The organism is Sphaerisporangium sp. NPDC004334, assembly GCF_053602655.1.
Genome location: NZ_JBSGDZ010000011.1, coordinates 139,930 through 155,525 on the forward strand (window position 1 = coordinate 139,930; position 15,596 = coordinate 155,525).

Below are 15,596 nucleotides of genomic sequence, written 5' to 3' on the forward strand. Positions count from 1 at the left end.
TGCTTAGGCGCGGGATCGTGCTTAGGCGCGGGATCGTGCTTAGGCGCGGGATCGTGCTTGGGCGCGGGGTCGTGCCGTGGGGTGGCGTCGGGCTTTTCGGCCTTTGGCGGCTGCTGCTTTTCGGTCTTCTCCTGCTGGTCGGGGTGCGTGTCGACCTTGTGAGTCTTGTCCTGGGGGTCGGACGTCGGCGCATCGTGCTTGTCGGCCTTCGGCGCGTCATTCTTGTCGTGCTTGTCGGCCTTGGGCGCGTCGTTCTTGTCGTGTTTGTCGTGCTTGAGGGCGTCGTCTTTGTCGATCTTCTCGACCTTCGGCGGGCCGCCCTTCTCGTTCTTGGCCTTGGGGGCGTCGTCCTTGTCGCCCTTGTCGGACGTGGGATGCCCGTCCTGGTCGGCGGTATGGGTCTTGTCGTTCTTGTCGTTCTTGTCGTTCTTGTCGTTCTTGTCGTCGTGTTTGTCGGGAGCCTTCTGGCCCATGTTCTTGGGCCCGGTCACCGTGTCGTTCTGCTTCACCTTCTTCTCGAGCAGGACGACCCGGGCGCTGACATCACGGACGAACGCCTCGCCGGCGTCCGCCACCTGGGCCGGCCGGTACGTGGTCGGCACGGAAAGGCCGGCGGCGCTGGTCAGCTGGGTGACACGGCCCTCGACGCCGCGCATCTGCTTGCCCGCGCGCCCCACTTCGGCCAACAGCTCACGGACCAGCTTGGGGTCCATTCCGTCCAGCTTGCCCATGGGCGTCTCCCGTGGTCGTGACCGCCGCTCCTCTGGTGCGCCTCCAGAGAAGACTCGCGCCCGCTCGCAGCCATGCTCTCTCGCCATCGGCCGTCGCTCAAGAGCACAGACGCACCTCACGCTACTGAGGCATCTCGACCCCGAGTCCGCACGATAGCCATACGGCATGAGTCACGGCGGTCACAACCCGGCCACCGCCATCACGGGCGCTTGTCGGACCGGCCTTCGTCGCCCGTGTGCGTCTCCACGCCACCCGTGATCGCCCTGTCGCTCTTGGCGGTGTCGTCACCCTTGAGGGTGTCGTCGGGCTTCTCGGTCTCGTCGGGCTTCTCGGTCTCGACGGACGCGGTGGTGGCGTCGTCGGACGTGACGGCGCCGCCGGGCTTCGCCGTCTTGTCGGATGTGACGATCTCGTCGGGCTTGGACGTGTCTTCCGGCTCGGCCTCGCCGATGGGCTCGGCGGCCTCGGCGAGGGCCTGCCGCGCGCCCGTCAGGCCGGAGACGTCGGTGTCAGGGGCCGCGTCGGTGGCGACGTACCCGATGACGCCGCGCAGCTTCTCCACCGGGATGGCGCCCTGGCGCAGCACCCGCGGGACGGCCGTCGTCAGGTCGATGATCGTCGAGGGCGTGGTGTCGGCGCAGGCGCCGCCGTCCAGGTAGACCGCGACGGACTCTCCAAGCTGCTCCTCGGCGCCGGCCGCGGTCGTCGCGGGCGGCGCGCCCGACCGGTTGGCGCTGCTGACCGCCATCGGACCGGTCTCCTTGAGCAGCTCAAGGGCGACGACGTGCAGCGGCATGCGCACCGCCACGGTGCCCTTGGTCTCGCCGAGGTCCCAGTTGAGGGAGCGGCTCGCCCGGCAGATGATCGTCAGGGGCCCGGGCCAGAAGGTGTCGATGAGGTCCTGCCCGTAGGTGCCGAGGTCCTCGATGAGGGCGGTGGCGGCGCGTACGGTGCCGACCAGGACGGGAACGGGCATGTCCCTGCCGCGTCCCTTGGCCTCGAGGAGGGCGTTGACGGCAAAGGGCGTGAAGGCGTCGGCCCCGATGCCGTAGACGGTGTCCGTCGGGATCACCACCAGCTCACCGGCCCGGATGGCGGCCGCGGCGTCGGCGATGCCCGCGGCGCGCTGCTCGGCGGTGGAACAGTCATAACGTCGGCTCACGACTTGTCATCCTCCCACGTGGGCGGGCCGGTCAGAGCCGGGATCCCCCGCCCTGCGATCATTCTTGGCCGTAGCGGGCCGTGACGAACCGGTCGCGGCCGGCCAGGTCGGCGTGGTCGCGCGCGTCCCGCCAGCCGCGGTCCTCCGAGAACTCCAGATAGACGGCCGACCCCTGCTGGTCGGCGTGCTCCACCGCGACCAGGCCACCCGGGCGCAACAGGCGCCGGGCCGTGCGCTCGACGGCCCGGACCTCGTCCAGACCGTCCTCCCCCGAGCCGTACAGGGCCCGCGAGGGGTCGTAGTCGCGCACCTCGGGGTCGCGCGGCACAGCCCCCGGCGGGATGTAGGGCGGGTTGGAGACCACCAGGTCCACCTGGCCGTTCAGCTCGGGAAGGCAGTCGGCGAGGTCCTCCGGGTGCAGGGAGACCCGTCCCTGCCCGTGCTCGACGATGTTGCGCTTCGCCCACCCGTAGGCCACCGGGTCGACCTCCACCGCGTGCACCTGCGCGAGGGCGACCTCTTGGGCGATCGACAGGGCGATGGCGCCCGACCCCGTGCCGAGGTCGACGACGAGGGGCGATGCCACGTCCATCTCGCGGAGCCGGTCGATGGCCCAGCCCGCCACCACCTCGGTCTCGGGACGCGGCACGAACACCCCTGGGCCCACCTCAAGCGACAGGTAGCGGAAGTAGGCCCGGCCGGTGATGTGCTGAAGCGGCTCGCGGGCCTCACGCCGCGCGATGCCCTCCCAGAAAAGCGCGTCGAACTCCGAATCGGGCACCGTGTGGAGCTGGCCGCGCCGTACGCCATGGACGAACGCGGCGATCTCCTCGGCGTCGGTGCGCGGTGAGGGCACCCCCGCCTCGGCGAGCCGGGCGGTGGCGAGGGCTATCTCGTCCATCAGCAGCGTCATGGGAGTTTTCGTGAAGGGCGTCGGCGGTGTCGTGGTCGCGTCCGGCTGCGTGCCGGGGGGCGGGGCGGGCGAGGTCACGTGGTCAGGAGTGCGCCGCGAGCTTATCGGCCATCTCGGCGTCGGTGAGGGCCTGGATGACCGCGGAGAGGTCACCGTCCAGCACCTGGTCGAGGTTGTACGCCTTGAAACCTACGCGGTGGTCGGAGATGCGGTTCTCGGGATAGTTGTAGGTGCGGACGCGCTCGGAGCGGTCGACCGTGCGCACCTGCGACTTGCGCTCGGCCGAGGCCGCGGCGTCGGCCTCCTCCTGTGCGATCGCCAGCAGCCGCGCCCGCAGGATACGCAGCGCGGACTCCTTGTTCTGAAGCTGGCTCTTCTCGTTCTGGCAGGAGACGACCACACCGGTCGGCACGTGGGTGATGCGCACCGCGGAGTCGGTGGTGTTGACGCTCTGGCCTCCGGGGCCGGAGCTGCGGAACACGTCGATGCGCAGGTCGTTGGGGTCGACCTGGACGTCGACCTCCTCCGCCTCCGGGTACACCAGGACGCCGGCCGCGGAGGTGTGGATGCGGCCCTGCGACTCGGTGACCGGCACGCGCTGGACCCGGTGGACGCCGCCCTCGTACTTCAGACGGGACCAGACGCCGTCGGAGCCCTTGCCCTTCACCGCGACCGTGACGTCTTTGTAGCCGCCGAGATCGGAGTGCTGGGCGTCGATGATCTCGGCCTTCCACCCGATGCGCTCGGCGTACCGCAGGTACATGCGGAGCAGGTCGCCGGCGAAAAGCGCCGACTCCTCGCCGCCCTCACCCGCCTTGATCTCCATGATGATGTCCTTGTCATCGTTGGGATCACGCGGGATGAGCAGGTGTTTGAGCCGCTCTTCGAGCGGGGCGACGCGGCCCTCCAGTTGCACGGCCTCCTCGGCGAACGCGGCGTCCTCGGCGGCGAGTTCCTTGGCCGCCTGCAGGTCGTCGCGGACACTCTCGAGCTCGCGGTAGGCCGACACGATGGGGGTCAGCTGCGCGTAGCGCTTGCCGAGGGTGCGCGCCTGGTTCTGGTCGGCGTGCACAGCGGGATCGGCGAGCCTTTGCTCAAGCTCCGCATACTCGTTGAGCAACTCGTCGAGATTCACCGTGCGTCCTTCTTCCTTCACCACCGGCTTGCTGCACCACCTGGGCCCTCTACCAAGAACGCCGACCCGGGCATCGCTCCCGCGAGCGGGAGCGATGCCGAGCCGGCGTCGGGCGCGGAGCTACTTGCTCGCGGGCTTCTTGCCGAAACGCTTCTCGAAGCGGGCCACCCGGCCGCCGGTGTCCAGGATCTTCTGCTTGCCCGTGTAGAAGGGGTGGCAGGCCGAGCACACGTCGGCGTGGATCACGCCGTTCTTGGCGGTGCTGCGGGTGGTGAAGCTGTTGCCACAGCTGCACGTCACCTGGGTGGTGACATAGTCCGGGTGAATGTCGGGCTTCATCTGTAATCCTCTCTGGCGCGGCCGCCGGGTCGCCTTGGTCTCACGCGGTCAGGTGACACGCGGACGGGCGGGAACCGGAACCGCCGAATGGGTCGGCTACCAGTGTGCCAGATCCTCCAACCTCGCCAGGCCATCGCGCATTCCCCGGCGAGGGCTGGACCCGGCACCTGTCCTCGGGCGGCCCAGGTGACCCGCCGAGCCTAGGCCCCCGGACACCGCCGCTGCCCACAAATGCCCCACAGGACCGCAAAAGTTCGGTAACAGTGCCGAGCGCAGCCCCCCGTCACCCCTCGCACCTGGGCCTCGGACACGACGAAGACAGGCGGACGAAGAGAAACGTGACCGCCAGGATGAGGTCCGCCCAAGGCGAGGAGTGGCCGAGGACACGGCGGCGGATCACCGGCATGGGACCCGCAGGAGAAGGCGAGCACGGCAGCGGCGTGGCGGCGGTCGCCGGGATCAGACGCGGCGGAGGTAGGCGAGGACGGCGAGGACGCGGCGATGGTCATCGGGTGTGGGGTCGAGGCCCAGCTTGCCGAAGATGCCGGAGATGTGCTTCTCGACCGCACCGTCGCTGATGCCGAGACGCGCGGCGATCGCGTTGTTCGACCGGCCCTCCGCCATCAGCGCCAGCACCTCCGACTCCCTGGCGGTGAGGGAGTCCAGGGGCTCGTGGCCGCCCCGGCGGCTCAGCAACTGGATCACGACCTCCGGGTCGATGACCGTCCCGCCGCCCGCCACCCGGCGTACGGCCTCGAGGAACTCGGTCACATCGGCGACCCGCTCCTTGAGCAGATAGCCCACCGCGGCGGCGTTCCGCCCGATGAGCTCGGCGGCGTACCGCTCCTCGACGTACTGCGACAGCACGAGCACCGGAAGACGAGGCAGCACGGACCGGGCCTCCAGCGCCGCGCGCAGGCCCTCGTCGGTGTGGCTCGGCGGCATGCGGACATCGACCACCGCGAGATCGGGCCGGTGCGACCGTACCGCCTCGACCAGCCCGGGCCCGTCGCCCACGGCGGCCACGGTCTCGATGCCGCCGTCACCGAGCAGCCTGACCAGGCCTTCCCGCAGCAGCACGGAGTCCTCCGCGATCACCACCCGCACCCGTCCACCTCCATCCTCACCTTCACCTCAGGCCGCACGACCCCTCTAGCGCGCCGCAGCCGAGATCACCGCAGTGACCCGCACCGCCATGCCTGCCGGCCGCCGCACTGAACCCGCGCGCCCGCTTCGTGACGGGATTATCCGGCTCAGCCGGCGCCGGTTCGCCGGCCACCGGACCGCGTGGGCCGGTGCACCGCGCCGGTCGGTGGGGAGGTCACCATTCGCAGGGTAAGGCCGCGCGGACGAGAGTGGGGCCGCCCGGCGGGCTTTCGACGGTCAGCGTGCCGTCGATGGTGGCCGCGCGGTCGGCGAGGCCCGCGAGGCCGCCGCCCGGCCGCGCCCCGGCACCGCCCACCCCGTTGTCGCGCACCTCGACCACCACCCGCTGCTCCTGACGCCCCACCCGGACCGACGCCTCCGTCGCCATCGAGTGCTTGGCGATGTTCGCCAGGGACTCGGCGACGATGAAGTAGGCGATGCTCTCGACGGCCGCGGGCGGACGATCGGCGATGTCCACCGACACCGTCACCCGCACCGGGGCCCGGGCGGCCAGCGCCGACAGCGCGGCGTCAAGGCCTCTGTCGGTGAGGATGGCCGGGTAGATGCCGCGTGCCAGGTCGCGCAACTCGGCGATGGCGGCCTTGGTGCCCGCGTGGGCCTGCGCGAGCAGCCCACGTGCCTCGTCGGGCTCGGTGTCGAACTTCGCCTGCGCCCTGCCGAGATCGAGCACCACCGCCAGCAGCCGCTGCTGGGCGCCGTCGTGCAGGTCGCGCTCGATGCGGCGGCGCTCGGCCTCGGCGGCGTCCACACCTCTGGCCCGGCTGGCCTGCAGGTGCCTGACCCGGGCCTCGTCGCCCGCGCCGAGCAGCGCCCCGGCCAGCATGCCGTGGATCCACGCCATGCCCCGCACGACGTACAGCGTCACGCAGAGCAGGGCGAGCCCGGCCGGCACCCAGGGCAGCGCCTCGGGCCAGGTGTCGATCAGAAGGCGCTCGCTGACGCGGGTGGGCACGCCGAACAGCACCAGGATCGGCTGCGTGATCAGCGCACCGGAGACGACGCCCAGCGTGAACGTCGCCAGCGACTCGACCAGCCCGAGGGGCAACAGCAGGAACAGATAGCCGAGATCTTTGTAGGTGGCGGGGTCGGCGAAGAGCCGGCGCAGACGAGCCAGGACGCCCCCGCCTGCCATGGGCTGGTAGGGATCACGGATCGTCACGCCGAACGCCAGGCGGAGCAGCCGCCGTTCGAGCATGGCACCGCCTCGCCAGACGAGCATGGTGAGCACCAGCAGCGGCACGCCGACCCAGATGGCCACCGTGGCGAAGGAGAGCGCCAGACCGGTCAGGAGGATGACGAACCAGGTGACGCCCCAGAACATGCTGAGCAGCAGATAGGGCACCGCGCGCCAGGTGAGGGGATCGACGAGCAGCCCGAGCGGGCCACGCGCGCCGAGCGGCACCCTCAGCCGCAACGGCGGGCGCCCGGACGCCGTCTCGCCGGCCATGGCATGCCCTCCGATCCGAATCGCGTCATCGGCGACGGCCCGTCCGGCCGTACGGAAAGAGCCTGCCAAGCCCGCGGGCTCGGCGCCATGGAGATGGCACCAGGAGTGGGGTGTGGCCAGCCCTACCTTCGGCCCTGCACCTGAGCGCCGATCGGCGATGAGGCGGATGGGTGAGCCGGTACCCGGCATGGGCGGAGGCCCCGGAGACCACGACCGCGATCCTCGGGCCGACGGGTTGACCGGGTCACCGGCACGGACGGAGTGCGGCAACACCCCGCCGCCCTCGGGTGGACCGGGTCACCGGTACGAGCGAAGAATCTGGGAACACCACCGCCATCCGCGGGCCGACGGGTGAACCGGTCACCGGCACGAAGGAGGCAGGGCCACACCACCGCCGTGCTCAGGTGGACCGGATCACCGGCACGGACAGGAGAGAGCAGGAAACACGACCGCCGCCCTCGGACGGGGTCCGGGGCGGCGGAGGTGGGGTGGTCCGGCCGGTTGCCGCGCCCGCCCTGGGAGGCCCTGGTCGGCAGGCCGGTCCTTCCGGCCGGGGCCGGACAGGGACGGGCTGTGACGTGGGCGTGCCCAGGCGGGGCGGGCCGGTCAGTCGCGGTCGGAGCTGACCGTGGTCTTCTGGACCTGGAGCAGGAACTCGGCGTTGGACTGCGTCTCGCGCATCTTCTCCAGCAGCAGCTCCAGAGCCTGCTGCATGTCGAGGGCGTGCAGCACGCGGCGCAGCTTCCAAACGATCTGCAGCTCGTCCCTGGACATCAGGATCTCTTCCTTGCGGGTGCCGGACGCGTCGACGTCCACCGCGGGGAAGATGCGCTTGTCGGCCAGGGAGCGGTTGAGCTTCAGTTCGGCGTTGCCGGTGCCCTTGAACTCCTCGAAGATGACCTCGTCCATCTTGGAGCCGGTCTCGACCAGCGCCGTGGCGAGGATCGTCAGCGAGCCGCCGTTCTCGATGTTGCGGGCGGCGCCGAAGAACCGCTTGGGCGGGTACAGGGCGGTGGAGTCGACACCACCGGACAGGATGCGCCCGGACGCCGGGGCCGCCAGGTTGTAGGCGCGGCCGAGGCGGGTGATGGAGTCGAGCAGGACGACCACGTCGTGGCCCAGCTCCACCAGCCGCTTGGCGCGCTCGATGGCGAGCTCGGCGACGGTGGTGTGGTCCTCGGCGGGACGGTCGAAGGTCGAGTGGATGACCTCGCCCTTCACCGACCGCTGCATGTCGGTGACCTCTTCAGGACGCTCGTCCACCAGGACGACCATCAGGTGGCACTCGGGGTTGTTCCGGGTGATCGCGTTGGCGATCGCCTGGAGCACCATCGTCTTGCCGGCCTTCGGCGGGGAGACGATGAGACCGCGCTGGCCCTTGCCGATGGGCGCCACCATGTCGATGATGCGCGTCGTCAGGATGTTGGGGTCGGTCTCCAGCCGCAAACGCTCCTGCGGGTAGAGCGGCGTGAGCTTGGAGAAGTCGGGGCGGTTGCGCGACTGCTCGGGGTCCATGCCGTTGACGGTGTCCAGCCGCACCAGGGCGTTGAACTTCTCACGGCGCTCGCCGTCGCGGGGCTGGCGCACCGCTCCGGTGATGACGTCGCCCTTGCGCAGGCCGTTGCGGCGGATCTGCGCGAGCGAGACGTACACGTCGTTGGTGCCCGGCAGGTAGCCGCTGGTGCGGACGAACGCGTAGTTGTCCAGGATGTCGAGGATGCCGGCGATCGGGATCAGGACGTCGTCGTCGCCGATCACGGGCTCGTTGCTGTCGAAACGGTCGCGCCCGCGGCGGTTGCGCTCCCTGAACCTGCCGCGGCGTCCGCGGCGGTCGTCGTCGCCCTGCAGGTCACGGTCCTGATCGCGGCCCTGGTCACGACCCTGGTCGCGCGTCTGCTGGCGTCCCTGGTCGCGGTCACGGTCACGCGACTGGTCGCGGTCGCGGGTCTGGTCGCGGTCACGTGACTGGTCGCGGTCGCGGGTCTGGTCGCGGTCACGGGACTGGTCGCGGTCACGCCCCTGATCGCGGGTCGGCTCGCGGCGGCCCTGGGCCTCGCCCGCGTCGGCGGCGCGCTGCTCGGGACGGCTGTTGTCGTTGCGGTTGTCGGGACGGTTGTCCCCGCGGTCACGACGGTCGGCGCCACGGCCGCGGCGCTCGCCGCGCTCACGACGGGACTCGCCGCGCTCGGGACGGCCCTCGGCCTGCGGAGCCTCGACCGGCGTGGAGACGGCGGCCGGGGCGGCCGGGGCCTGCTCGGGAGCCTGCGTCTCGGCCACGGGAGCGCGCTCTTCGCGGGTCTCGACGACGGCCTCGACCGGCGCGGGGCGGGAACGTTCCCGACGGGTACGGGCCGGGCGCTCGGCCACCGGCTCGGCGGCGACCGCGGGAGCCGGGGCGGCGACAGGCTCGGCGGGGGCGGCAGGGGCGGAGGTGGAGGCACCGTCAGCAGAAACGCCCTGCTTTTCCTGGATGGCCGCGATCAGCTGGCTCTTGCGCATCCGTCCGGTCCCGCTGATGCCGAGGCTCGACGCGAGAGCCTGCAGCTCGGGCAGCACCATGGCCGCGAGGCCGGTGCCGGAGCGACGGCGCGGCTTGGCCGCGGCGCGGGTGGGGGTGTCGCCGGCGGCCGACGGCGCTGCGCCGGGGGCGTCGGAGAGGAGTTCGGTGGTGTCGCTCAACTAAAAGGTCCTTCCCAGGGGTCGGGCGTCGGCCACGATCAGCCAGGCGTCCCGGTGGTGCGACCCGGCGGGACAGACCGGGTCGGGCTGGACGAAGCTCTAAGGTGTCGGTAAACCGGTGCGTCGAACCGGCCCGTGGCCGTCACCGTCGAGATTCGTGAGCCGTTGGGGGCCCGGGGGTCGCCCCCCGGCTGGTTACCGCCGACCAGATGTCGATGTCAGTCGAACGCGCATGTCCCCGATTACGCCGCTCCTCGACGCACCAACCGGATGTGGAGCAACCGGAGGCGATGAATTCGGGAAGCCCGCTGTGCGGCCTGTGTCTTGCGACCCAAGGCGCGATCCAGCGATGTATGGCTGACAAGCACGCACCCGCAACGGGGGCATCTGGTGCGGCTATCAGCCTAACATCACCAGCGCACACTGCTATTCCCTGAAGGTCGAAGATGCATCAGCGTGTCTCGGGAGATTCAACGCTCGCGCCGGACCGATCGACGTCCAATGGCTGGATGTGCCAGTCACTACCCACTTCCGACGCGATCAAATCATGGGTATCCGCCGTTCCGAACACCAGAACCGTAGGACCGGCTCCGGAGACGACGGCGGGAACCCTTGCCACGCGGAGACGTTCTACCAGATCGGCGGTGCCCGGCATCGCAGGCGCGCGGTAGGCCTGGTGGAGACGGTCTTCGGTGGCGGCGAGCAACAGCCCGCTCTCGGGTCGCTGGGTGAGCGCCGCGATCAGCAGGGCCGCGCGTCCGGCGTTGGCCGCCGCGTCGGCGTGCGGCACGTCCTTCGGCAGAAGCCCGCGCGCCTCCTCGGTGGAGAGCCGGGTTCTCGGCACGCACACCACAGGTCGGACGCCCCCATGCGGGCTCAGTTCCAGCTTATGCGGTGTTCCGGACAAGTCGCTCCACGCGATCGTGAGCCCTCCTGACAGGCAGGGCGCGACGTTGTCGGGATGCCCCTCCATGCGCGTGGCCAGCGCGAAGACGTCGTCGTCGGAGAGCGAGGGCGCGGCGAGCGCACGGGCGGCGAGGATGCCGGCGCAGATGGCCGCCGAGGAGGATCCGAGGCCGCGCGCGTGCGGGATGCGGTTGTGACACCGCAATCTCAGGCGCCGCGGCTGCGGCGCGCCCGCGAGATCGAGCGTTGCACGGACGGCCCTGACGATCAGATGGCCCTCGCCGGTGTCCAGCTCGCCCGCGCCCTCGCCCTCGACGTGGACCTCGACGCCCGGGCCGTCCCCCTCGGCGCCCGGCGCGTCGTCGAGGACCGAGACCTCGACCTCGTCGTACAGGGTCAGGGCGAGCCCCAGAGAGTCGAAGCCCGGCCCGAGGTTCGCGCTGGTGGCGGGCACGCGGACCATGACGGTGCTGCTCGGTGACATGCGTTTCCTCAAGGGATGGGGTCGATCTCGGCCGATCATACGACCGCGCCGCGCGTCATGCGCCGCAGGGTCACCGCGGGGTCGCCGCCGGGTCGCCGCCGGGGCGGCCGTGCGGTCACCGCCCGGCGGGTCGCATGGGAACGGCCCCTTCGCGGGGCCGGTCCATGTGGACGGAGGGGTCCACCGGCCGGACCACCGGCGGGTGGGTCTCGGGGCGGCGCCCGGTGTGTCAGGCGAGTTCGAGCGCGGCGGCCGCCGCGAAGGCGTCGACCGGGATGGTGAGCGGGGTGGGCGCGCCGGAGATCGCCCAGTCGGGGTCCTTCAGGCCGTTGCCGGTGACGGTGCACACGACGCGCTGGCCCGGGCGGACCAGCCCCTGCTCGTGGGCCTGCAGCAGGCCCGCGACGCTCGTCGCCGAGGCGAGCTCGACGAACACGCCTTCCTCCTGGGCGAGCAGTTTGTACGCGGCGGCGATCTGGCGGTCGGTGACGGCCTGGATGTCGCCCCCGGACTCGTCGCGCGCGGCCTCGGCGAGATGCCAGGAGGCCGGGTTGCCGATGCGGATGGCCGTGGCGATCGTCTGCGGATGGGTGACCGGGGCGCCGTCGACGATGGGCGCCGCCCCCTTGGCCTGGAAGCCCAGCATGCGCGGGGTGTGGGTGGCCGCCGAGCTCTCGGCGTACTCGCGGTAGCCCATCCAGTAGGCGGAGATGTTGCCCGCGTTGCCCACCGGGATGCAGTGGACGTCCGGCGCGTCGCCGAGGGCGTCCACGATCTCGAACGCCGCGGTCTTCTGCCCCTGGAGGCGGTGCGGGTTGACCGAGTTGACCAGGGCGATCGGATAGTTCTCGGCGAGCTTGCACGTCATCTCGAGGCAGTCGTCGAAGGAGCCGTCGACCTGGAGCAGCCGGGCGCCGTGCACCAGGGCCTGCGCCAGCTTGCCCATGGCGATCTTGCCGCGCGGCACGAGCACCGCGCAGGTGAGCCCGGCCCGGACGGCGTAGGCGGCCGCGGAGGCGCTGGTGTTGCCGGTGGAGGCGCAGATGACGGCCTTGGCGCCCTCTTCGAGGGCCTTGCTGATGGCCACGGTCATGCCGCGGTCTTTGAAGCTGCCTGTGGGATTGAGGCCCTCGACCTTGAGGTACACCTCGCAACCGGTGAGCGCGGAGACGCGCCTGGCCGGGACCAGCGGCGTGCCGCCCTCCAGCAGGGTGACGACGGGCGTCGTCGTGGTCACGGGGAGCCGGTCACGGTATTCCTCGATAAGGCCACGCCAAGCCCTGAGCATCGTCACTCCTCCCGCGCCCGGCCCGGGTCGAGCGGGCACGACGGCGCGTAACCATGGGGTCCCGCTACCAGCGGTATCAGGCACCGAGTCTACGCAGGCGCCGGGCGCCCCCGCGCCTGTTGTCCACAGGGTGGACCACTCCGGCGGCCGCACTTTCCATACTCGGGCAAGGTGCGCCAGGGATACACCGGGTAGCGGTCAATATCGCATCCCTGAAGAACCCCGGAAAGCTCACTGTCTCTTTAACCTCTTTTGCCTCACAATTGGGGCAAGACCCGCCATGCCGGAAGGAAAACGTCGCCGTGACCGCCGCGAGCAGAATCCGGGCCGGGGACGACCGCGACCGCCTGCACTGGCTCCTGGACCACCTGCCCGCGAGCCGTCCCGGCCGCCCGGTCTCCGTCCTCGACCTGGGCTGCGCCGAGGGCGAGCTGTCGTTCCTGCTCGCCGAGCGGGGCGACAAGGTGACCGGCGTCGACCGTGACCCGCGGCTGGTCGCCGAAGCGCGCCGGCACGCCGGCCGGCTGTCCGCCGACATCGCCGCGCGCGTCGAGTTCGAGGTCGGGGACGGGCACGCGCTGGACGGCGTTCCCGACGAGAGCTTCGACGCGGCCGTGGCCGGGGAGATCCTCGACCGCGTCGGTGACCCCGTCCAGGTTCTCGAAGCCCTCCACCGCACCCTCCGCCCGGCCGCGACGCTCGTCTTCACCGTGCCCTACGGCGTGAACGAGGCCGTCCTGCGCCTCGCCCGCGCCGTCGGCGACCATGCCGAAGACCCGGGCGACACCGGGGAGGACGAGGCCGAGCGGCGGCGGGTCTTCTACCACGGCAGCCTGCGCCACCTGGTGGAACCGCTGTTCGAGATCCGCGAGCTGACCGTGCTGCGCCACCACCTCGCCGGGGTCGCCGTCCGCAGGGACGAGCCGCGCGGCACCCCGGGGTTCGCGCTGAGCCGGGCCGAGACCGCGTTCCTCCAGCGCGAACGGCACCTGCACGGTGAGATCGCCGAGTTGCGCGCCCTGTGCGCCGAACTGAGCGAGCGCGAGGCCACCCTGACCCGCGCCGGGCAGGAGTTGCTCGGCCGCAACGCCCAGTTGCGCGCCGAGGCGACGCGCCTGCTGCAGCGGATGCGGCATCTGGAAGGCCGCCTCGCCGAGTACCGCGAACTGATCGCGCGCCTGCGCCGCTCGCGGGCGTGGCGCCTGATCACCGCCTACCGGCGGGTGCGTTACTCCTCGGTTCGCGAGGCCCCGCCCGCCGCGCAGCACCCCGTGGCGCTCGCGGCTCCCCCGTCCGCCCGGCGCGCTTTGCCCGGCCGGACGGAACCCTGAGCCGTACCACCCGTTCGTGGGCCGCGTCCCCGCACCGAAGATCTCATCGGCCGCGGAGCGACCGGATGCGGTTGACGAGCTTCCGCGCGGCCGGAGGCGGGGACGACGGCTGAGCGCTCGCCGGCTGAGCGCCGGACGGCGGCTTCTCGGCGGCCGGTGAAGGCAGGGGCCCGGAAGGGGACGACGGCGATGACGCCGGGGCGGACGAGTCCGCCGGGACGCTCGAAGGGGCCGTCTTCCCGGGTTGCGTCCTCGGCCGATCGGCCGGCGCCGGCGGCCAGAACTTGGCCGCGGGAGCGCGATGCACGCCGTGCGTCCGCTCGATCACCGCGTCGAGGTCGTCGCCGGGGCCGGCGAGCAGGCGGGCGCGGTTGACGGCGTCGGTGCGCTCCAAGCGCGCCGTTCTGCCGTCGGGGAACTCCACGACCAGCAGCCCGGCCCGCTTGTCGTTGATCATCCTGATCATGACCTCGAGCGAGCGGCGGTGCAGCGGCACCTCCACCGGCCCGGTGTAGCGGAACGGGACGGGCGCGGCGTCTCGCGCCGGGGCCGGCGCGAGGAGCACCCCCTCGTCGTGCCGGAACTGCTCCTGGACCAGCCGCAGCTCCAGGTCGGGATCGTCCAGCACGCGGTGGCGGCCCTCGGTCAGCCGGTCCCACGGCGCGACGAGCGTGACCCGCACGTCCGGCAAGGTGCCGCCGAGCGCCGCGGCCACGGCGGCCCGCACCCGCGGCTCGGCGTGCCCCTCGGCCTGGAGGACCACCTCGACGTAGGGCACCAGCCAGCGCCGGCCCGGCTCCTTGCGCAGGTCGCGGCGCAGCGGGACCCGCTGGGCCAGATAGGGGGCCACGACGCGGACGATCGTGTCGGTGTCGACGCGCTGGGCCGGCAGGCCCAGGTGGACGGCGCGCGCTTCCATGTCGGGCACGAACACGGCGCCGGTCATGGCGAGCCGGTAGGCGAACTCGGTGTCCTCGCCCCTGAGGACCCGCGCGTCGAAACCCCCGGCTCGCGCGAACAACGCGCGACGGAAGGAGACGGTGGGCCCGGTGCAGACGTGATAGGGGTTCTTGCTGGTCCGCAGCCCGTCCAGCCGCCTGATCGTCGCCTCCGTGGAGCTCGGGACGGCCGTGGACAGGTCGAACAGCCCGTCGAAGTCGCCGTCGCGCACGGCGGCGTGCACCTGCTCGGGGGTGCGCGCCTGCTCCTCGACGAAGACCTTGGCGCCGATGGTGACCACGTAGTCGGCCAGATGGTGCCAGCGCATGAGCGCCTCGATGTGCTCGCGGCAGATCACCATGTCGGAGTCGAGGCGCTGGACGATCTCGCCCTCGGCCAGGCGCGCGCCGGTGTTGATGGCGTGCGCGATGCCCCAGCCGCCGGGGGCGCCGGGCACCAGGCGGGTGCGCTCGGGGCGGATGCCGGGCAGGCGCAGCGGCGGCTCGCTGCCGTCGTCGACGACGACGACCTCCATCAGGTGGGAGGGGTAGGTCTGCGCGGCCAGGGCGGCGAGCGTCAGATCGAGCCGGTGCTGCCCGCCGTACGCGGGGATGACCACGCTCACGGGCAGGGACGGCGTCCACGCGCCGAGCGGCGGCGGGATGAGCGGCGAGTAGTCGTTGTGCCGGATCACCGGCCGCGCGGGACCGCCGGCGCCGTTCGGGGAGGCCGAGCCTTCGCCGCCATCACCGGTCACGTTCGTGGAGGCGGTCAAGATGATCGCTCCTTCGTCGGTTCCGTTCGCCGCCGGAGCCGACATTACCCAAGGAAGCTGGGAGGTTCATGAGAGGCCCGGGCGCGGTCACCTGCCGGTCTTCCCTCCCTGCGCGGATCATGCGCGGCCCGCGCCATCCGACATGCGCCCTTACCGCGCCGGCCGCCTCCGAGTGAACCTCCAGGGCGCCACCCCCGTCGCGTCGCCGGCCTCCGGCCGATCGCCGCTCCCCCGCCCGTCATCCACTCCCCCGCCCGACGCGCCGTCCGCCTCCCGCTCCCCCCGAAGCGCCGTCCACC

12 protein-coding genes are annotated in these 15,596 nt (G+C 71.7%); 1 reads left to right on the forward strand and 11 read right to left on the reverse strand.

Translation table 11 applies throughout. The annotated features are described in order from the left end of the window. The 10 genes from ACWEN6_RS16215 to thrC all read right to left on the reverse strand — a co-directional run. The coding region (locus ACWEN6_RS16215; RefSeq protein ID WP_452570892.1) for a hypothetical protein at positions 1-731 on the reverse strand (731 nt) is incomplete at its 3' end. A 200-nt stretch (positions 732-931) separates the two neighbouring features. Then, positions 932-1,894 carry an L-threonylcarbamoyladenylate synthase gene (locus ACWEN6_RS16220; RefSeq protein ID WP_452570893.1) on the reverse strand — a complete coding sequence of 321 codons (963 nt, stop codon included), beginning with the start codon at positions 1,892-1,894 and terminating at the stop codon, positions 932-934. A 58-nt stretch (positions 1,895-1,952) separates the two neighbouring features. After that, entirely contained in the window at positions 1,953-2,807 is an 855-nt protein-coding gene (prmC, locus tag ACWEN6_RS16225) for a peptide chain release factor N(5)-glutamine methyltransferase (RefSeq protein WP_452570894.1), read from the reverse strand. Positions 2,808-2,889: 82 nt separating this feature from the next. Next, positions 2,890-3,942: a peptide chain release factor 1 gene (gene prfA, locus ACWEN6_RS16230; RefSeq protein ID WP_452570895.1), complete on the reverse strand. Its 1,053-nt coding sequence runs from the start codon at positions 3,940-3,942 to the stop codon at positions 2,890-2,892. Positions 3,943-4,062: 120 nt separating this feature from the next. Further along, positions 4,063-4,281, reverse strand: a complete 219-nt coding sequence (gene rpmE / locus ACWEN6_RS16235) for a 50S ribosomal protein L31 (RefSeq protein WP_354841816.1) — start codon at positions 4,279-4,281, stop codon at positions 4,063-4,065. 459 nt (positions 4,282-4,740) lie between these two features. Beyond that, complete coding sequence (locus ACWEN6_RS16240; RefSeq protein ID WP_452570896.1) at positions 4,741-5,388, reverse strand: response regulator transcription factor; 648 nt, start codon at positions 5,386-5,388, stop codon at positions 4,741-4,743. 214 nt (positions 5,389-5,602) lie between these two features. After that, positions 5,603-6,895 carry a sensor histidine kinase gene (locus ACWEN6_RS16245; protein ID WP_452570897.1) on the reverse strand — a complete coding sequence of 431 codons (1,293 nt, stop codon included), beginning with the start codon at positions 6,893-6,895 and terminating at the stop codon, positions 5,603-5,605. Between the two features lie 606 nt (positions 6,896-7,501). Next, positions 7,502-9,574 carry a transcription termination factor Rho gene (rho, locus tag ACWEN6_RS16250; protein ID WP_452570898.1) on the reverse strand — a complete coding sequence of 691 codons (2,073 nt, stop codon included), beginning with the start codon at positions 9,572-9,574 and terminating at the stop codon, positions 7,502-7,504. 451 nt (positions 9,575-10,025) lie between these two features. Further along, positions 10,026-10,964, reverse strand: coding sequence for a homoserine kinase (gene thrB / locus ACWEN6_RS16255; RefSeq protein ID WP_452571002.1), 939 nt, complete (start codon positions 10,962-10,964; stop codon positions 10,026-10,028). A gap of 229 nt (positions 10,965-11,193) precedes the next feature. Continuing rightward, positions 11,194-12,252 (reverse strand): threonine synthase, encoded by a 1,059-nt coding sequence (gene thrC / locus ACWEN6_RS16260; RefSeq protein WP_354841803.1) that lies wholly within the window; start codon positions 12,250-12,252, stop codon positions 11,194-11,196. 302 nt (positions 12,253-12,554) lie between these two features. Between thrC and ACWEN6_RS16265 the strand changes: the two genes are divergently transcribed. After that, positions 12,555-13,583, forward strand: a complete 1,029-nt coding sequence (locus ACWEN6_RS16265; protein WP_452570899.1) for a methyltransferase domain-containing protein — start codon at positions 12,555-12,557, stop codon at positions 13,581-13,583. Positions 13,584-13,626: 43 nt separating this feature from the next. Here ACWEN6_RS16265 and ACWEN6_RS16270 read toward each other — a convergent pair whose 3' ends face one another. Further along, positions 13,627-15,297 (reverse strand): glycosyltransferase, encoded by a 1,671-nt coding sequence (locus ACWEN6_RS16270; protein WP_452570900.1) that lies wholly within the window; start codon positions 15,295-15,297, stop codon positions 13,627-13,629. Positions 15,298-15,596 lie beyond the last annotated feature (299 nt).

Coding starts and splice junctions, on each gene's coding strand:
- thrB (WP_452571002.1), bottom strand. CDS start 10,964: ATGTCACCGAGCAGCACCGTCATGGTCCGCGTGCCCGCCACCAGCGCG.
- thrC (WP_354841803.1), bottom strand. CDS start 12,252: ATGCTCAGGGCTTGGCGTGGCCTTATCGAGGAATACCGTGACCGGCTC.
- ACWEN6_RS16245 (WP_452570897.1), bottom strand. CDS start 6,895: ATGGCCGGCGAGACGGCGTCCGGGCGCCCGCCGTTGCGGCTGAGGGTG.
- prmC (WP_452570894.1), bottom strand. CDS start 2,807: ATGACGCTGCTGATGGACGAGATAGCCCTCGCCACCGCCCGGCTCGCC.
- rpmE (WP_354841816.1), bottom strand. CDS start 4,281: ATGAAGCCCGACATTCACCCGGACTATGTCACCACCCAGGTGACGTGC.